The sequence below is a fragment of the Paraburkholderia azotifigens genome, from assembly GCF_007995085.1.
In the GTDB taxonomy this organism is placed as follows: domain Bacteria; phylum Pseudomonadota; class Gammaproteobacteria; order Burkholderiales; family Burkholderiaceae; genus Paraburkholderia; species Paraburkholderia azotifigens.
The window spans coordinates 1,436,779-1,455,557 of sequence record NZ_VOQS01000003.1 but is presented as its reverse complement, the minus strand read 5'-3'; the positions used below and the strand labels follow the sequence as shown (position 1 = coordinate 1,455,557).

Sequence of the window (18,779 nt, the reverse complement as noted above, 5' to 3'; positions counted from 1 at the left end):
GCCCCGGGGAAGGCTGTTCAGTCACGCTATGGATCAGTATAGGGCGTGAATTCGTCAGTGCAGGAGAAAATGCCTGCCTTGACGCTAACAAGTATTAATTGCCGCCGCGCTAACGATAGATACAGGGTTCCTTGCTCAAACAAGCAGTACGCTGAGCTGCGCGTTCAAACGGGCGACCGCTCCCGTCACGACGGGCAGCAAGGTAACGACAGTCGGCGCGTCGTGCTCGAGCGCCGCCCGTTCCAGTTGCATCGCCAGCGCGATCTCGCGCCTGCATTGCAGCATGCTCAGCGAACCTGCAAGACGGTGTGCCGCGCGGGCCAGACCGTCCCAGTCGCAACTGTCTCGAGCAGCTGTCATGTAGAGCAGCGTTGCGCAGTTCGTATCAATCAGCGCGCTCGTCACGTCTTGCGCAACGGCGCGATCGCCGAGCGCGAGCGTGTCGATTCTTTCCTGCAGCGCATTTGCTCCGTCCGTGAGGCCGAACGCGGTGCGCATGCAAGCGGCCATCATTGCTGGGCCGTGGCGATGCCACAGCGCCGCGCAAAATCGACGAGTTCGACGAGCGTCTCGACGCCCACCTTGGTCATCAGGCGGGTCTTGTGACTGCTGACCGTCTTGTTGCTGATGAAGAGCGCGTCGCCGATGGTCTTGTTCGACATGCCCTTGGCGAGCATTTGCAGAATGACGAGCTCCTTGTCGGAGAGCAACTCCAGCCGGCTCTCTTCGACGACGCCTTGCGCGACGGGACCCGCGCATACGGGCGCGACGGGAAACACGCTATAACCCGACATCACCGCCTCGACGCTGCGCATGATTTCCTTCACGTCCTGAGACTTGCTGACGAAACCTTGTGCGCCGGCGCGCATTGCGCGAGAAATGAAGGTGGCCGCGTCGTGGCTCGACAGAATCAGCACGCGCATGCCGGGATGCACGGCTTTCAGACGCGCGAGCACATCGAGGCCATTTATGCGCGGAATATCCAGATCGAGAATGGTCAGGTCGGGCGCATATTGACGCGCCATTTCCATCGCGGATTGGCCGTTGTCGGCTTCGAACACTTCCTGGGTGCCGAGCAACTGCAACAGATGGGTCTTGATAACGAGCCGGAATGCGGGATGATCGTCCACGATGAGTATAGAAGCCAACTGCCATTCTCCAGATTTTCTTCCTGATTTGCGATGCAGCCGCCGATGCGCACGCAATGCCCGTCGATTACCTGCCCTTTGCGCCGATTATTCTAATTCATTACCACGCCATTTATTCTGCGGAATATTCTGCATTGCATATCTTTTTTTGTAAGTGATTTTGCACGATAGATTTCTTATTCGGCTTCGGATAATGCTTGTGGCATGAAGCAGTAAATCAGGCGGGGGAAATGTTTCCTGGATCGGAAACAGGCGCCGCCGACCATCCGGAGAGACGGCTTCGCCCCATCTGGCGCGAGGCGGCTTGTCGCACTTCAGGTAAACCCGCTTGAATTTAACTAACTCGTCAATTAGCATTTTGTGCCATGAACCCGAAGCGCCAACCGGCCAAACCTCGCGGCCGCCGTCCCGCCGTCGAGAACTTCGACGTGCGCGAGCACCTGCTCGACACCGCCACCCGCCTTTTCTCCGAACGCGGCATCGCGGCCACGACGGTCGCGCAGATCGCGGCGAGCGCGGAGGTCACGTCCGCGCTGGTGCACTACTACTTCACGAATCGCGAGACGCTGCTCGATGCGATCGTCGAGGAACGGCTCGCGCCCTCGGTCGGTTTCGTCTGGAGTGCGGCAGCGGACGACTCGAACGACGATCCGTTCGTGATGGTCGGCGAATTCGTCACGCGCCTGTTCGACGTGACGGCCCGCATGCCGTGGCTGCCGCCGCTCTGGCTGCGCGAAGTCATCAACGAAGGCGGCATGCTGCGTGACCGGATGATTACCCGCATTCCGTTCGACAACATCAAGCGCTTCGGCGCACGCATCCGGCAGGCGCAGCAAGGGGCGCGGTCAATCCCGAACTCGACCCGCTGCTGATGTTCAACTCGATCATTGCGCTCGTGATGCTGCCGCAAGCCGCCGCCAAGGTGTGGCAGAGCGTTCGCGGCTTTCCCGCCATCGAGCGCAAGACATTGCAGCAACACGTGACGGCGCTGCTGCTCGGCGGCATGCGCGCACCGGCGGCGAGCGCCGTGCGCAAGACGGTACGCAAGACCGCACGCCGTCCTTCGACAAGGTCCAGCCCATGAAGTCCGTCCATTCCTTCTGGCGCGTCCCGCTGCTCGCGGCGGTCGTCGTCGTATGCAGCGCCCTCGGCGCGTGCTCGCAGCATGCCGCAAACACGTGGCAAGGCTACGTCGAAGGCGAGTTCGTCTATCTCGGCTCGTCGCAATCGGGCAAGCTCACACAGCTCCAGGTCGCGCGCGGCGATCAGGTCACGGCAGACGCACCCGTGTTCGCGCTCGAATCCGTCGACGAAACGGCGGCCTTGCAGCAGGCGCAGCAGCAGCTTGCCGCGGCCCGCGCGCAGCTCGCGGATATCCAGACGGGCAAGCGTCCGCCCGAAGTCGACGTGACGAAGGCGCAGCTCGCGCAGGCTATTGCGAATGCACGCAAGGCCACGCTGCAATTGACGCGCGACGAAGCGCAGTATCGCGTCGGCGGCATTCCGAAGGGGCAGCTCGACGACACCCGCGCAGCCGCCGATGCCGCCAATGCACAAGTGCGCGAGCTGACGCATGAAGTTCAGGTCGCGCGGCTGCCGGGCCGCTCGCAGCAATTGCTCGCGCAATCCGCGCAGGTCGAAGCGGCGCAGGCCGCCGTCGCGCAGGCGCAGTGGAAGCTCGACCAGAAGCGCGTGAACGCGCCCGCCAAAGGCCGCATCTACGACACGCTGTACCGTGTCGGCGAATGGGTGCAGGCGGGCAGCCCCGTCGTGCAGATGTTGCCGCCGCAAAACGTGAAGGTGCGCTTCTTCGTCCCCGAGACCGTAGTCGGCTCGCTCGCGCCCGGCCGCGCGCTGACGATTCATTGCGACGGTTGCGCGTCGGCTGTGAACGCGAAAATCACTTACGTGTCGAGTTCGGCGGAATACACGCCGCCCGTCATCTACAGCAACGAAAGCCGCGCGAAACTCGTCTTCATGGTCGAAGCGCATTCTTCCGCCGACGATGCTCCGCGCCTGCATCCCGGCCAGCCCGTTTCGGTGACGCTGCAATGAGCGCTCCGAACGACACGCGGGAAGGCTCGTTCGCGATCGACGTGCACAACCTCAACAAGCATTTCGGCGACAAGCACGTCGTCAACGACGTGACGCTGCAGGTCGCGCGTGGCGAGATCTTCGGCTTTCTCGGTCCGAACGGCAGCGGCAAGACGACGTCGATCCGTCTGATGTGCGGCCTGCTCACGCCCGATTCCGGCAGCGGCACCTGCCTCGGCTACGACATCGTGCGCGACAGCGCGCAGATCAAGCGCAACGTCGGCTACATGACGCAGCGCTTCTCGTACTGGGAAGACATGACGATCCGCGAGAACCTCGACTTCGTCGCGCGTATCTATCAGATGCGCGATCGCAAGGAGAAGGTCGACCGCGCGCTCGAAACACTCGGCTTGCAGACGCGCGCCGATCAGATGACGGGCGCGCTGTCGGGCGGCTGGAAGCAGCGGCTCGCGCTCGCCGCCTGCATGCTGCACGAGCCGAAACTGCTGCTGCTCGACGAACCGACGGCGGGCGTCGATCCCACCGCGCGGCGCGACTTCTGGGAAGAACTGCACCGGCTCGCCGCGCAGGGCATTTCGGTGCTGGTCAGCACGCACTACATGGACGAAGCGGAGCGCTGCCACAAGCTCGCATACATCGCGTATGGAAAGCTGCTTGCGCAAGGCACCGCGCAAGAAGTGATCGATTCGCAGGCGCTCGCCACGTGGTCTATCCACGCCGAGCGTCTGACGGAACTGTCGGAACGGTTGCGCAAGACGCCAGGCGTCGATCAGACGGTCGTGTTCGGCTCCGCGCTGCATGCGAGCGGCCATGACCACGCGGCACTCGAAAAAGCGATCCGGCAGGTGACGTCCGGCCTGCCTGTGCGGATCGAGCAGATCGAAACCGGGCTCGAAGACGTCTTCATCTACATGATGAGCCGCTCGGCCGACAACTACGGAAAACCATCGTGAGCCGCTTCTTTTCCGTGACGCGCTGGTGGGGCATCGTGCTCAAGGAGTTCATCCAGTTGCGGCGCGACCGCATCACGTTCGGCATGATCGTCGGCTTGCCGATCATGCAGCTCGCGCTGTTCGGTTTCGCGATCAACACCGATCCGAAGCATCTGCACACGGCCGTCATCGTCGGCGACGAGAGTCAGTTTTCGCGCAGCTTCGTCGCGGCGATGAAGAACTCCGACTACTTTCATGTCGTCGATACGCTGCCCGACGACGCAGCGGGGCGGCAGGCGCTGGCGCGCGGCGACGTGACCTTCGTCGTGTCGATTCCCGCCGATTTTTCACGGCGCCTCTTGCGCGGCGAGCGCCCCTCGCTGCTCGTCGAGGCCGACGCCACCGATCCGACGGCGACGCAGGCGCCCCTCGCCGCGCTGCCGGGAATCGTGCAGTCGGTTGCTGACAAGGACATCACCGGGCCGCTCGCGCGTCTGAACGGCAAGCCCGCCGCGTTCGACGTGGAGATCCACAAGCTGTACAACCCCGAAGGCATCACGCAGTACAACGTCGTACCGGGCCTGATGGGCACGATCCTCACGCTGACGATGGTCATGATGACGGGCCTTGCGATGACGCGCGAACGCGAGCGCGGCACGATGGAGAATCTCCTTGCCACGCCCGTACTGCCGCTCGAGGTGATCGCGGGCAAGCTGGTGCCGTATATCGCGATCGGGCTGGTGCAATCGTCGATCATTCTGGCCGCGGCGCGTGTCGTCTTCAACGTGCCGTTCGTCGGCAGTCTGGTCGCGCTGTATGTCGCGGCGCTGCTGTTCATTGCGGCGAACCTGACGGTCGGCATCACGTTGTCGTCGATTGCGCAGAACCAGTTGCAGGCAATGCAGCTCACCGTCTTCTACTTTCTGCCGAGCCTGCTGCTGTCGGGCTTCATGTTCCCGTTCGCGGGCATGCCCGTGTGGGCGCAATGGATCGGCAATCTGCTGCCGCTCACCTACTTCAACCGGCTCGTGCGCGGCATTCTGCTGAAAGGCAACGGCTGGGCGGACCTGTGGCCGTCGGTGTGGCCCGTCGCGATCTTCACGTTCGTCGTGATGGCCGTTGCCGTGCGCTTCTATCGGCGCACGCTGGATTAGGAGGCTCGACGATGAAACGCTACGTGCCGTTGTTCGCACTCGCGCTGTGCGGCTGCGCAGTCGGCCCCGACTTTCACGCGCCCGCCGCGCCCGATGTGCCGTCGTACACGCGCGAAACCCTGCCCGCTTCGACCGAGGCTGCGGGCGCCGCACAATCGCTCGTCGCGGCGAACCACGCGCTGCCGGTGTGGTGGACGCAGTTTCAGTCGGACGCGCTGAATCGACTCGTCGATACAGCACTGCAACACAGTCCGACGCTCGATGAAGCGCGCGCGAAACTCGTCGAGGCGCGCGAGAACTACATTGCGCAAGCCGGCGCAACCGAGTTTCCCGCTATCGATGCCAAGCTTTCCGGCTCGCGACAAAAGGTCGACCCGGCGGCGTTCGGCATCCCGAACGTGCCGAACACGGGGCCCTTCACGTTGTTCAATGCAACGGTGAGCGTGTCGTACGTGCTCGATATATTCGGCGGCAACCGGCGCGCGCTGGAAGCGCTGCTCGCGCAAACCGGCTACCAGACCTATGAACTCGACGCCGCGCGCCTGACGTTGGCGGGCAATGTCGTATCGACGGCGATCCGGCGTGCGTCGTTTCAACAGCAGCTCGCGCTGACGAGGCAACTCGCCGACGCGCAGGCCCGGCAACTGACGATCATTGAAGGTCGCTATGCGGCGGGCGGCGTCGCGCAACTCGATGTGCGCACGCAGCGTACATTGCTCGCGCAGACGCGCGCGCAGATTCCGCCGCTCGCGACGCAACTTGCGCAAGCCGATCATCAACTGGCGATCCTGCTGGGCGCCGCGCCGTCGCAAGCGGATTTCGACGACATCACGCTCGATGCGCTGCATCTGCCCGACACCGTGCCCGTCACGCTGCCGTCGACGCTTGCTCGCGAGCGGCCCGACATTCGCGCGTCCGAGGCACTGCTGCATCAGGCGAGCGCGAATGTCGGTGTCGCGACGGCGAATCTGTATCCGCAATTCGTGGTGTCGGCGGGAATCGGATCGGAGCGCACGCGCATCGAGGATGTCGTCAATGGATTGAATGTCTGGAATATCGGCCTCAATCTGACGCAGCCGATTTTTCGTGGCGGCGAATTGCACGCAAAGAAGCGCGCGGCCGAAGCGGCTTACGATGCGGCGTTCGCTTCGTATCGGCAGACGGTGCTGCTGGCGCTTCAGCAAGTCGCCGATACGCTGCACGCACTGAACGACGACGCGCACGCATTGCAGGCGCGCGACGAAGCGGACACCGAGGCGCAGGCCAGTGTGAAGATCGCGCAGGCACAGTATGCGGCGGGCGGTGTCAGCCAGTTCGGTTTGATCGATACGCAACGACAGGCGCTGCAGACCGCGCTCGACAGGACGCGCGCGCAGGCCGCTCGTCTCGCGGATACGGCAGCGCTGTTTCAGGCGCTGGGCGGGATGACGCCGGAGGGGTCGGCGGAGCAGACGGCTGGGCGCTGACCTTCGATGCATTAAAAAACCCGGCCTGAGCCGGGTTCGCTTTGAGCGTCGCTGTTATCCGCGTCGGAAGAGCCGGATAACGAACAGCAACAGCACGGCGCCGATGAGCGCCGTCACGACCGAGCCGATAAATCCACTGCCGAGCGAGATATGCAGCGCGCCCGACAGCCAGCCGCCGATCAACGCGCCTGCGATGCCGACAATGATGTCGATGACGACGCCGAAGCCGCCGCCTGCAACCAGCACGCTCGCGAGCCAGCCCGCGATGCAGCCGATGATCAGCCAAGCAATGATTCCGTGTTCCATGGTTTAGTGTTCCACTGTGAGTTATAGGAATCGTAGTTGTAGCGCATCGCTCGACGATGAATGTCAACCTTTGTCATATGCATCGGGAGCGCGCGACCCAGGCAGGGGATGAGGTGCTTTGTTTGCGATTCAGATACGGCACCATGTGCTCACTATGTTGACTCCATTGAAGGTGGAGTAAGTGTGGAAGCAAGAACGCGCTCAGTTGTTTAGAACCGCGCGGTCGCTTGCACTCCGGCCGTGACACGCGCAGTCGGGAATCCAGATGGTTTGTAGATTGGTGTTCCCGCGAAGAGGTCGCAGGAGAAGCCCGCGTATTTCGCCGGTAGGCCGCCGCGAATGCCGCGCATGCGGCTAAAGACCAGCCGATAGCTCTCTCGATTCATTTTTATTTGCAGTACAAACTAATATGAATCCGCGAACTTATCGGAACAATTCAGGCGTTTCTGTCAACGTTTGCAAAGCTGCCAGGCAAAACAACAGGAAACGCTAAATAGGCGTTGTCCGGTTGTGGGGTGTCAGCGTGTTGCAAACTGGTTGAATAAAAAAAGCCCGCTCTTGGCGGGCTTGAATTGGTCGCTTTCTACGCTTCACGCTGTCGATACCTACGCCGCCACGGCCCGCGCCGCATTCCTCCCCCGCAACCACTCGAGCGCAAGCAGCAAACAGGTCGAAAACACAATCAAGATCGTCGCCAGCGCTGCAATCGTCGGGCTGATGTTTTCGCGAATACCGGTGAACATCTGGCGTGGCAGCGTCGTCTGATCCGCGCCTGCGAGGAATAAAGTCACCACGACTTCATCGAACGAAGTCGCGAACGCAAACAGCGCCCCCGAAATCACGCCCGGCGCGATCACAGGCAACGTGATGCTGAAGAACGTTTTCACGGGACTCGCGCCAAGCGACAGACTCGCCCGCACGAGGTTGTAATTGAACCCCTGCAAGGTCGCCGCGACAGTCGTCACGACGAACGGCACGCCCAGCGACGCATGCGCCATGATCAGGCCGATATACGTGTTCGCCAGCCCCAGCGGCGCAAAGAACAGATACATGCCGACGCCCACCACGACGACGGGCACGATCATCGGCGAGATCAGGATCGCCATCAGCAGCGCTTTGCCCTTGAAGTTCGCCTTCGTCAAACCAATCGCCGCGAGCGTGCCGAGAACGGTAGCCAGCACCGTCGCCGATGGCGCAACGATAAAGCTGTTCTTCGCGGCCATCCGCCACTCGTCGGAGGCGATCAGATTCTGATACCAGCGCAGCGACCAGCCCGGAATCGGATAAACCAGGAAGGTGCTCGACGAGAACGACAATGGCACGATCGCGAGCACAGGCAGGATCAGATACAGCAGCGTCAGCACCGCGAGCCCGCGCAACGTGAAGTACCAGATGCGTTCGATCGTCGACGTGTGCGGCGCGAACATCGGTTTAGCCATTTTCATCGCGCGCTCCTCAACCCAGGCTCACGTTCGAACGCGTAAAGCGTCCGTAGATCACATACAGCACCAGCGTCGCTGCGAGCAGCAGGCCGCCGAGCGCACACGCCATGCCCCAATTGATCGTCACGTTGGTGAAGTACGCGACGTAGTAGCTGACCATCTGATCATTCGGGCCGCCGAGCAGAGCGGGGGTGATGTAGTAACCGATCGCCAGAATGAACACCAGCAGCGCACCCGCCCCGACGCCTGGATACGTCTGCGGCACATACACGCGCCAGAACGCAGCGAACGGATGCGAACCGAGCGAGATCGCCGCGCGCTGATAACTCGGCGGAATCGACTTCATCACGCTATACAGCGGCAGGATCATGAACGGCAGCAGGATGTGCGTCATCGAGATATATACGCCGACACGATTGAACAGCAGCGCAAACGGATCGTGAATGAGCCCGGCACCAATCAGCGCCTTGTTCACAAGCCCTTCGCTCTGCAGAATCACGATCCACGCAGCCACGCGCACCAGAATCGATGTCCAGAAGGGAATCAGCACGAGGATCATCACGAGATTCGCGCGCCGTTCGTTGAGCGTCGAGATCCAGTACGCGAGTGGATAACCCAGCAGCAACGCGAACACCGTCACCGCGAAACCGATCACGAACGTGCGGCTGAACACGGCCAGATAAATTTGTTGCTCGGGATCGGTCGCAATGATGTGACCGAACGCGTCCTGCTTGTGATCGAGCGCGGCGAGCACGTAGAACGGCGAATACGCGCTGCCGTTCTTCGCAATCGCCTGCCAGTACTTCGCATCGCCCCAGCGTTCGTCGACTTCGAGAATCTTTGCCTTTACCTGCGCGGGCGGCAGCGCGTGGCCCGCGTCGTCGTTGAGCGGCATCGAGCGCGCCGTCTTCGCGACGAGCGAGCGATAACCCGGAATTTCCGTATTCAGGCGCCGGGCGAGCGCACCCATTGCTTCGCCGTCGGCAACCGCGGTGAGATCGGTGGCGAGCGCGGCGTAGGCGGCATCCGTCGGCGCAGACTTTCGGTCCCAGTCGCGCAATGCCGTCACGGTGTGCGGCAGCGCCGCCGCGATCTCGGGGTTCTGCACCGCGCGCGTCAGCAGCGCGCCGATCGGCACGACGAAAATCATCAGCAGAAAAATCGCGAGCGGCGCGATCAGCAGCAGCGCCATCGCGCGCTTCTTCGCTTCCGCAGCCTTTAGCTCGCGCTTGAGTTTACTGGTCGACTCGGGGGCCGGGTCGGCGGCGATCGTGATCGTCGTCACACTGTTCTCCTGCCTTTAATGCAAGCCAAACATGCCGTTGCTCTTACAGCGGCGATGCGGCTTCCTTCAGCGAGAAAGCCGCATCGTTCAACGCGAAACGCTTACTTCGACGCCCACGACGCGAAACGCTGCTCCAGTTCGTCGCCGTGATCGGTCCAGAACGTCAGGTTCTGCAGCACTGCGTTCTTGCCGTTGGCGGGCGAATTCGGCAGATTGGCAAGCGTCTTCGCATCCAGCGACTTGATCGCCGACTCGTTCACCGGACCGTACGCGATGTGCTTCGCGTAGTCCTGCTGCGGCTTCGACGAAATCGTGTAAGCGATGTACTTCTCGGCCAGCGCCTTGTTCGGCGTGCCCTTCGGCATCGCCCAGTAGTCGAGGTCGTAAATGCTGCCGTTCCACACCACCTTAAGATTCTTGCCTTCTTTCTGCGCGGCATCGATACGGCCGTTATATGCCGTCGACATCACCACGTCGCCCGCAACCAGGAATTGCGGCGGCTGCGCGCCTGCTTCCCACCACTGGATATTCGGCTTCAGCTCGTCGAGCTTCTTGAATGCGCGGTCCTGGCCTTCCTTCGTGCCGAGCACCTTGTAGACGTCCTTCGGCGCGACGCCGTCGGCCATCAGCGCGAATTCCAGGTTGTAGCGCGCGCCCTTGCGCATGCCGCGCTTGCCCGGGAATTTCTTGGTGTCCCAGAAGTCGGCCCAGCTCGCGGGCGCCGTCTTCAGCTTGTCGGCGTTGTACGCCATCGCCGTCGACCATACGAAGATGCCGACGCCGCACGTTTGCGGCGCTTCGGGAATCAGATCCGACTTCTTGCCGAGCTTCGACCAGTCGAGCTTCTCGTACAGGCCTTCGTCGCAGCCGCGGCCGAGGTCGCCCGATTCGACTTCGACGACGTCCCAGTTCACATGCTTCGCTTCGACCATCGCCTTCACTTTGGCCTGCTCGCCGTTGTATTCGACGGCCGTCACCTTCGAGCCGCTTTGCGCTTCGAAAGGCTGGTTGAATGCCGCCTTCTGCGCGTCGCCATTCGCGCCGCCGAAGTTCACGACCGTCAGTTCCGCCGCGTTCGCCTGCGCGACGGCGCCGAGCGCGAGGACGAAAGCGCCGACAGCCACGGCACAGCGCGATTGCACGATCTTCTTCATGATGGTTCCTCTATGGTGTGATGGACTGCTTATGACGTTGACGTTGTTGTGTTTCTGCTCACGCGAAAACGCGCAGATGTTCCGGCGCGAACTCGAGCGCGATGGGCACGCCCGGCGCGAAGCCGTCGAGCGCGTCCGTGCCGAGCGGCACCTTGACGAAGCACTCATCCTGTTGCGGTAGACCACAGCGCATGCGCACGTGATCGCCGAAATAGATGAGACCGCGCGCTTCGCCTGCCAGCGCGTTCGCGCCCGGCTTCGACGCGCCCGCCGCGAGCTTCATGCGCTCCGGACGGATACACGCGATGCCTTGCGCGCCCGCCTGCGCGCCACCGATATTGCGCCCGACGAGCCGCGTGCCGTCGATCAGGTGAAACTCGCAGTAGTCGCCGTCGACATTGGCCACCGTGCCGCGCAGCCGGTTGCTGTCGCCGATGAAGTTCGCGACGAACTCGTTGCACGGCGATTCGTACAGGCTGTCGACGGTATCGAGCTGCTGCACGATACCCTTGTCGAACACGGCAACGCGATCTGACATCGTCAGCGCCTCGCCCTGATCGTGCGTGACGTAGACGAACGTCACGCCGAGCTTCTCGTGCAGCGATTTCAGTTCGTATTGCATGTGCTCGCGCAACTGTTTGTCGAGTGCGCCGAGCGGCTCGTCCATCAGCACGAGCTTGGGTTCGAACACGAGCGCGCGCGCCAGCGCGATACGCTGCTGCTGGCCGCCCGACAGCTGCGCGGGATAACGCTTCGCGAAGCCTTCCATGCGCACCATCTTGAGCGCGTTGTTGACCTTGTGCGCGCGCTCGCCGGCAGCCAGCTTGCGCACGGTCAACGGATACGCGACGTTCTGCTCGACGGTGAGATGCGGAAACAGCGCGTAGTTCTGGAACACCATGCCGATGTTGCGCTTGTGCGGCGGCACGTTGTTGAGCAGCTGGCCATCGAGCCAGATTTCTCCGCCCGTCGGAAACTCGAAGCCTGCGAGCATCATCAGGCAGGTCGTCTTGCCGGAGCCTGACGGCCCGAGCAGCGTGAGGAACTCGCCTTGATAGATGTCCAGATCGAGTTGCTTGACGACGAGCGTTTCGCCGTCATAGGTCTTGCGCACACCCCGAAAGCTGACGATTACGTCTTCGGTCTTCATCGTGTCCGTCTCCATCCTTTGGGCAATCTATACGGGTTTCTACGCACATTTGGTTCCACCCGTTTTGAAGAATCGCATCGATTGCGTGATCCACTATAGCCCGTTACGGTTCTACAATAGGGAACCATTTCATAATTCCGGATAGAACCACTTGGACACCGTCATTCTGTCGGACTGGCTTGCCGCGCGGCTCGACCGGACGGCTGCCGAACCCGTCTACCGGCAAGTGCTCGAACTGATGCAGCAGGCCATCCTGACGGGCCAGCTGCTGCCCGGCGCAAAGCTGCCCAGTTCGCGGATGCTGGCATCCGACCTCGGCATCGCGCGCAATACGGTGCTGCACGTGTACGACCAGCTCACGGCCGAAGGCTATGTGATCTCGACGACGGGCAGCGGCACCTACGTCGCCGACACGCGCCCGGACACGGCCGCTGTCAACGCGCGCAAGGTGCCACCCGCGGCGAGTGGCTCCATCGGCGTGGTCGGTCACGTGCCCACCGCAGGCCTCGCGCAGCCCGCCGCGCCCGCGCAAGGCGGACTGTCGACGCGCGGCGCGCGGCTCATCCGCCAGGCGGGTGTGTCGGCCAAGCAGTGGGGCGCATTCATGCCCGGCGTGCCGGACGTCGCCGAGTTTCCCGCACGAACGTGGAGCCGCCTGCAAGCCAAGTTGTGGAAGGAAGCGAATCCCGATCTGCTGACCTACTCGCCGGGCGGCGGCTATCGTCCGCTGCGGCGCGCATTGTCGGACTATCTGCGCGTCGCGCGTTCGGTGAAATGCACGCCGGATCAGATCATCATCACGACGGGCATTCATCAGTCGATCGATCTCGCCGTACGTCTTCTGACGGACGTCGGCGATCGCGCTTGGGTCGAGGAGCCTTGCTATTGGGGCGCGCGCAGCGTGCTGCAATCATCGGGGCTGACGCTCGCGCCCGTGCCCGTCGACGAAGAAGGCCTGAATCCGCGCGAATCCGATTTGCAGTCGCCGCCGCGCATCGCGCTCGTCACGCCGTCGCATCAGTATCCGCTCGGCATGGTGATGAGCCTCGCGCGCCGCCGCACGCTGCTCGAATACGCGCGCCAGCACGGCGTGTGGATCATCGAGGACGACTACGACAGCGAGTTCCGCTACGGCAGCCGTCCGCTCGCGTCGCTGCAAGGGCTCGACGACGCCGGCCAGGTGATCTACGTCGGCAGTCTGGGGAAGATGCTGTTTCCCGGTTTGCGGATCGGCTACATGATCGCGCCGGAGCATCTGGTCGATACGTTTCGCACGGGCGTCGCCGAGCTGTATCGCGAAGGTCAGCTGATGCAGCAGGCCGTGCTGACCGAGTTCATCATGGACGGCTATCTGACGTCCCACGTGCGGCGCATGCGGGCGCTGTACGGCGAGCGCCGCCAGATTCTGATCGACGCAATCACCGCGCGTTTCGGCGACACGCTGCCCGTGATGGGCGACGAAGCGGGCCTGCATCTCGTGCTCGGCCTGCCCGACGACGCCAACGACCGCGAGGTGACGGCGGCGTCCTACGACGCAGGCGTGATCGTGCGTCCGCTCGCGTCGTACTACAGCAGCGAAACGCCGGAGCGGCGCGGCCTGCTGCTCGGCTATGCATGCGTGCCCAACGAGCGCATCGGACCGGCGTTCGATACGCTCGCCGGCGTAATCGAACGGACTGCGCTGAAGAAGTCGGCGGCCATGCCGACACGCGCCGCCTGAGGCTGCGAAGCGAGCGTCAGCCGCGCGTCGACAGATGCATCTGACGATGCGCGATGCGCTCCACCTCCGGCTTGTCGACGCGCTCGATCGCCACCTTCGCCACGCCCGCGCGATGCATGCCGAGCGCCGTCGCAGCCAGATACGACAAGTCGATCACGCGGCCGCGCGCGTACGGTCCGCGGTCGTTGATACGCACCACCACCGATTTCGCGTTCGCCAGCGACGTCACGCGCACATACGAGCCGAGCGGCAACGTGCGATGCGCGGCCGTCATCGCGTACATATCGTAGTGCTCGCCGTTCGCCGTGCGGTGCCCGTGAAAACCGCGTCCATACCAGGACGCGAGTCCCAGTTGCCGGAAGCGCGATGCGTGCCCTTTCGCGCTCGCCGCATGCGCGACGTGTGCAGCGCGATCGGCCTTGTGTCTGGAATCGTCGTGCGATGCGGCATGCGCGTCACAGTGCGCGTCGCGATGTGAATCGACCCGCGCGCCGTGTTGGGCATTCTTCGCGCGCTGGCGCGGCCTGGGATCGGCCGGCTTGTGCTTCGCGCCAGCCGCCGATGCCGACGCGGGCAGCGCACTCGCGAGCAGCAGGAACGAAACGGAAGCTCCGAGGCGCCGTAGCAAAGGGTTCTTTTTCAAACGATAGCTCGTCTTAGGAATGGCATCGGGCGATGCGCTTGGACGGCTTTCTCGCAGTTCCTCGGCCGGGCCGCTTGCGTGAGCACGACGCGCATAGCCAGGCGCCCTGGTTAGCCGGAATCGTTGCGCCGGGGCGGCGCAAAGGTTGGCATCCTAAACGAACGGAATCGCGATGCGTCGATACGCGTATGTCCGATCCGTCATCCTTGACGATTGTTGACATGCACGCGTTCGAACGCGGCAAACATGTGAAGAAGCGTGAGCGCGGCGCCGCATGACGGGCGCCGCTTCTGCGCGCAAAGCGGGCGTTACTTCAACCCGAAATCCACGCGCGTCGTCGCGCCCTTGTCGCCGATACCCGAAGCATCGAGCTTCGGTGCGACGATAAAGACGCGGCCGCTGTCGATCTTGCCTTCGAAGTATTGCTGCACCGCCTGCGCGCGCCGCTGGGCGAGATCGCGCAGACTCGCGTCGGTGACGGGCGCATGTTCGGCGAGCGCGGACTTCATCTCGTCGTCGGGCAACGTCTTGGTCAGGCCGACGAAATTGCGCGGCTTCTTGAAGTCCGAATCCTTGTAGACCTTGGTCAGATACTTGTCGTATTCCTTGTCGTCGACCTTGATCGTCCTGGGATCGACGCTCTCGCCGTTGCCGACGGTGTCCTTGATCTTCTGCTGACGCACGAGCCGGTCGACATACGCGGTGCGCAGCGCCGGCGTATCGACGGCGGGATCGACGCGCCCGATGATGTCGAGGCGGATCGACGGCTTGTCGGACAGCGCCTTGACGATGGTGTCGAGCTTCTTCTGCGACGCGTCGGACAACACCGCCGAACCGGCATCGAACTCGACGTAGCCCAGTTCCTCGCCGTTGCCGCCGAACGCATGCGCGAGCAGCGAGAACGGCGCCGTCACGGCCTTTTGCAGCAGATTCAGCACCGCATGCCAGATCAGCCCGCCGATGCTGAACTCCGGATTCGACAGCGAACCCGACACGGGAATGTCCACGTCGATCTCGCCGCGCGAATTCTTCAGCAGCGAAATGGCGAGCTTCACGGGCAGCTTCGTTGCCGTGTCGTTGTCGACGTGATCGCCGAACGTGAGCTGGTCGATGAAGATGTGATTGTTCGCCGTCAGCTGGTCGTTCGCGAGCTGATAGTGCAGATCGACGTTCAGCTTGCCCTTCGTGATCGGATAGCCCGCGTATTTCGCCGAGTACGGCGTCAGGTTGGTCAGCTCGATGCCGTGCGCCGTCGCCGTCAGATCGAGCGCGGGCTTCGCGATCAGCGGATTGACCGAACCGCGGATCGTGATCGGACCATTGGCCGCGAGTTTCGCCGATACGTCGACGGGCGCCGACTGCTTCGAGTCCGTGCCGAACGCGCCTACCGTGCCCTGAATCGCGATCAGGTTCGCCGTGTAGTTCGGCTTGATGAAGTTGTCGGTGTAGTTGACGCGGCCGTTTTGCAGCACGAGCTGGCCGAAGTGCAGGCGCACGGGGCTTTGCGGCGGCGTCGCCGCCGTCACGGTCGCGTTGGCCGCCGACGCAGCGGAAGCCGGCGCAGCCGCTTGCGCTTCGGACGCGGCAGGCGGGCTGAGCGGAATCGGCTCCTTGCCCTTCCCGCTCTGGTCGCGCGTCAGCGACTGCGGCGCGCCCGATTCGTGCGCGACCACGTCCTTCAGATTCAGCTTGCCTTGTGCGTCGAGCAGCACGCGGCCGTAGAAGTTCGCGAACGTGACCTTGGCGGCATCCACGTCTGTGCCGCGCTCGTCGTAATCCGCCTTGATGCCCGTCAGCGCAAGCGAACGCCAGCCGGCGAACGGGTCCGACGTGGCCTTGTCGATCATCCGCACGTCGACGAGCGCCGCGTCGCCGCGATAAGTCGCGCGCATGCCCTTCGCTTTCTCGCCTTGCGCGAGCGTCACGTCGCCGCTCGCATTCAGCAGCGCGCTCGCGACCGTTGCGTTCAGCTTGCTGCCGAAGTACGGCTCGAGCGCGGCGGCGTCCAGACGGTTCGCGTCGATCTTCACAGCGAGCTTGAGCGGCGTCGCCGTCACGTCGCCCTTCACGCCGAGCGTGCCCTTGCCGTTCACCGTCGCCTGCAGATCGACGGGCAGCGCGCGGCTCAGATCGTCGCTGATCTTCTGCACCTTGAGATTCAGCGGCGTCACGGCGAGCTTGACGGGGTGCGCGGTCGTGTTGTCGGTGAAAGTGGCCGCACCGTTCTTCAGATTCAGCTCGCCGATGCTGTAGTGCCACGCCGGCCCTTCCTGCGCCGCCTTCTTCGCCGCGTGGATCACCGTGCGTTCGTGCACTTCCTCGTGCGGCGGACCAGCGAGCGCGGCCAGATCGATCGTGCCGTCCTTCAGGCGCTGCGCATCGACCGACAGCCCCGTCACGTCGACACTGTCGAGTTCCGCCTTGCGCGCCGCCAGATCGACGTGCCGGATGCTCGCCTTGCCATCGGCGAGCGCGATGGCCGGCTGCTTCGCGCCTGCCGCCGCCAGTTTCAGCGATTGCAGATCGATCTGGCTTTCGCCGATCTGCAAGTCGACGGGCTCTTTCGACCAGTTCGCGCTCAGGTTGGACTGCATGCTGAGCGTGCCGTCGAGCACCTTCGCCGCCGTCACGGTGTCGAGATACGGCTGCATGACGGGCAGTTGCGCCGACTTCAGGTCGATCTTCGCGTCGGCCGTCTTCGCGGCGAGCGTCAGGTTGCCCGTGACGCCGAGCGCGCTCTGCGGCTGGTTCTTGACGTTCGTGTTGAGCGAGTAGCGCGCGGGCGTCTTGCCGAGCGTCGTGAAGTCGTCGAGCGTGACGGCCAGATTGTTCAGCCCCGCCGACACGGGACGCGATGCCGCTTCGTCCTGCACATCGACGACACCGTTGGACAACGCGAAATGCCTGATCTGCAGATCGAGCGGCGGCGCGGCTTGTTCGGCCTTGGCCCCGGCGGCATCGGAGGCCGCTGCGCCAGACGCCGCAGCGGGCGCGCTCGCCGCCTTCGGCTGACTCGCAGCCGGCGCGGGCGCGAACGTGCGCTGCACGCTCAGCACGCCGCTCTTGTCGCGCGCGAGATGCACGGTCGGCGAGTCGAGGCGGATATCGTCGAAACGATAGATGCTCTTCAGCGGCTCCAGCGTCTGCGCCGCCACATGCAGCGAACGCGCGGCGAAGAACGGCGCCTTGTGCTCGTCGAGAACGTCGACGTCGGCGAGATCCGTCGTGCCCGTGATGCGCAGCGTCGGCACCTCGCCGGTCATCGCGAAAGTCACTTTCAGGTCGCTCGACAGCTTGCCCGCCTGCACCGTGACGGGCAGCTTCGACGGCGAGTACGACAGCAGCCTGGGCACGTCGAGCCCGTCGAAGCGCAGCGACACTTCCGACTCACGCGACTTCGCGAACGGCTTCGTGCGCCCATCGATCGCGAGCGGGCTGCCGTCGATGCGCGCGCGCAGCAGCGGCTCGACGAAGATATCGGTCTTCGACGGCATGTTGGCGATGAACGGAATGCCGAGCCGCCATTGATCGATCACGTGCGTGACGCCGAGCAGACGGTCGTCGAACGTGACCTTGCCGTTCTCGAGGCGGATGTTCGAAACCGAGAATTGCGCGGGCTTGCTGTCGGGCTTCGACGGCTGCTTCGAGAACTTCTCGATCAGGTCGGTGAAATTGAAGCGCTGCGCGTCGTAGCGGACGATCGTGAAACGCGGCGAGTCGAGATGCACTTCATCGATGACGGGCGCGAGCCGGAAAAGCGAACTCCACGACGTGCGCACGACAAGCCGCTCGATGTCGACGAAATCGCCCTGGCCGCCGCGCTCGCCGATATGCACGCGCTCGGCTTCGAAATTGAGCGTGTACGGATTGAGCGAGATCCGGCCGATGCTCGCCGGCCGGTCCAGTTGCTGGCTCAACTGCTGCTCGGCGATGTGACGGATCAGCGGCGGCGCCGCGAAGAACCCGAGCAGGCCGAACACGACCAGCACGGCAAACAGGATGAGAACGATGCGTCTTGCGCGCCGTCCTTGCGCAACCTGGCGGACGGTATCAAAGGAGGAAGCGAGTGTTGCTTTGGTGGGGCTTGCCATGCTCGGTCGCGGGTGGGGCGGCGCAAAGCTCGCCGCTGTGACGTAGATCCAGCTTGCCGGAAGTATACGTCTTGAACTTCCGGCAAACCATCAAATGTCATGAGAATGACGACCGTTGCAGGCAAATAAACGTGAGAAAGTGTAAGCGGCCCGATTTCAGTTATGAGAACGTGTCGCGCTGTCATGAGGCGGACACGTTCCGCGCTTTTCGGCACGCTTATCGGCCCCCTTTT

Annotated in this window: 14 protein-coding genes and 2 pseudogenes; 6 read left to right on the top strand and 10 right to left on the bottom strand. The window is 63.4% G+C overall.

The window, feature by feature from the left end; all coding sequences use genetic code 11:
• Positions 1-135 precede the first annotated feature (135 nt).
• Together FRZ40_RS23785 and FRZ40_RS23780 are read right to left on the bottom strand one after the other, a co-directional pair.
• A complete protein-coding gene (locus tag FRZ40_RS23785) occupies positions 136-498 on the bottom strand; it encodes an Hpt domain-containing protein (protein ID WP_240057260.1) in 363 nt (120 codons plus the stop codon).
• A gap of 11 nt (positions 499-509) precedes the next feature.
• Positions 510-1,148: a response regulator transcription factor gene (locus FRZ40_RS23780; protein WP_028369810.1), complete on the bottom strand. Its 639-nt coding sequence runs from the start codon at positions 1,146-1,148 to the stop codon at positions 510-512.
• 365 nt (positions 1,149-1,513) lie between these two features.
• On the opposite strand from FRZ40_RS23780, the pseudogene FRZ40_RS23775 reads away from it, so the two are divergent.
• The 5 genes and pseudogenes from FRZ40_RS23775 (at position 1,514) to FRZ40_RS23755 (ending at position 6,755) form a co-directional block, all read left to right on the top strand.
• Positions 1,514-2,232: pseudogene (locus FRZ40_RS23775) on the top strand (TetR/AcrR family transcriptional regulator).
• Complete coding sequence (locus tag FRZ40_RS23770) at positions 2,229-3,203, top strand: HlyD family secretion protein (protein ID WP_147235792.1); 975 nt, start codon at positions 2,229-2,231, stop codon at positions 3,201-3,203. The pseudogene FRZ40_RS23775 and the gene FRZ40_RS23770 overlap by 4 nt, the downstream one beginning before the upstream one ends.
• A complete protein-coding gene (locus tag FRZ40_RS23765) occupies positions 3,200-4,156 on the top strand; it encodes an ABC transporter ATP-binding protein (protein ID WP_147235791.1) in 957 nt (318 codons plus the stop codon). The genes FRZ40_RS23770 and FRZ40_RS23765 overlap by 4 nt, the downstream gene beginning before the upstream one ends.
• Positions 4,153-5,289, top strand: a complete 1,137-nt coding sequence (locus tag FRZ40_RS23760; RefSeq protein ID WP_147235790.1) for an ABC transporter permease — start codon at positions 4,153-4,155, stop codon at positions 5,287-5,289. Before FRZ40_RS23765 ends, FRZ40_RS23760 begins: the two co-directional genes overlap by 4 nt.
• An 11-nt stretch (positions 5,290-5,300) precedes the next feature.
• A complete protein-coding gene (locus FRZ40_RS23755) occupies positions 5,301-6,755 on the top strand; it encodes an efflux transporter outer membrane subunit (RefSeq protein WP_147235789.1) in 1,455 nt (484 codons plus the stop codon).
• Between the two features lie 54 nt (positions 6,756-6,809).
• Here FRZ40_RS23755 and FRZ40_RS23750 read toward each other — a convergent pair whose 3' ends face one another.
• The 6 genes and pseudogenes from FRZ40_RS23750 to FRZ40_RS23725 form a co-directional block, all read right to left on the bottom strand.
• Positions 6,810-7,061 carry a GlsB/YeaQ/YmgE family stress response membrane protein gene (locus FRZ40_RS23750; RefSeq protein ID WP_147235788.1) on the bottom strand — a complete coding sequence of 84 codons (252 nt, stop codon included), beginning with the start codon at positions 7,059-7,061 and terminating at the stop codon, positions 6,810-6,812.
• A 209-nt stretch (positions 7,062-7,270) separates the two neighbouring features.
• Positions 7,271-7,405 (bottom strand): annotated as a pseudogene (locus FRZ40_RS45090) (peptide transporter); the annotation flags it as partial.
• A 261-nt stretch (positions 7,406-7,666) separates the two neighbouring features.
• Complete coding sequence (locus FRZ40_RS23740) at positions 7,667-8,506, bottom strand: ABC transporter permease (protein ID WP_028370366.1); 840 nt, start codon at positions 8,504-8,506, stop codon at positions 7,667-7,669.
• Positions 8,507-8,516: 10 nt separating this feature from the next.
• A complete protein-coding gene (locus FRZ40_RS23735; RefSeq protein WP_028370365.1) occupies positions 8,517-9,788 on the bottom strand; it encodes an ABC transporter permease in 1,272 nt (423 codons plus the stop codon).
• A 101-nt stretch (positions 9,789-9,889) separates the two neighbouring features.
• Positions 9,890-10,942, bottom strand: a complete 1,053-nt coding sequence (locus tag FRZ40_RS23730) for an ABC transporter substrate-binding protein (RefSeq protein WP_028370364.1) — start codon at positions 10,940-10,942, stop codon at positions 9,890-9,892.
• A gap of 58 nt (positions 10,943-11,000) precedes the next feature.
• Positions 11,001-12,092 carry an ABC transporter ATP-binding protein gene (locus FRZ40_RS23725; RefSeq protein ID WP_028370363.1) on the bottom strand — a complete coding sequence of 364 codons (1,092 nt, stop codon included), beginning with the start codon at positions 12,090-12,092 and terminating at the stop codon, positions 11,001-11,003.
• Positions 12,093-12,243: 151 nt separating this feature from the next.
• Here FRZ40_RS23725 and pdxR point away from each other — a divergent pair, with 151 nt between their 5' ends.
• Positions 12,244-13,812, top strand: a complete 1,569-nt coding sequence (pdxR, locus tag FRZ40_RS23720) for a MocR-like pyridoxine biosynthesis transcription factor PdxR (protein ID WP_028370362.1) — start codon at positions 12,244-12,246, stop codon at positions 13,810-13,812.
• A gap of 16 nt (positions 13,813-13,828) precedes the next feature.
• Here pdxR and FRZ40_RS23715 read toward each other — a convergent pair whose 3' ends face one another.
• Entirely contained in the window at positions 13,829-14,455 is a 627-nt protein-coding gene (locus FRZ40_RS23715; RefSeq protein WP_147235786.1) for a septal ring lytic transglycosylase RlpA family protein, read from the bottom strand.
• Positions 14,456-14,763: 308 nt separating this feature from the next.
• Positions 14,764-18,546 (bottom strand): DUF748 domain-containing protein, encoded by a 3,783-nt coding sequence (locus tag FRZ40_RS23710; protein ID WP_147235785.1) that lies wholly within the window; start codon positions 18,544-18,546, stop codon positions 14,764-14,766.
• Between the last annotated feature and the right edge of the window lie 233 nt (positions 18,547-18,779).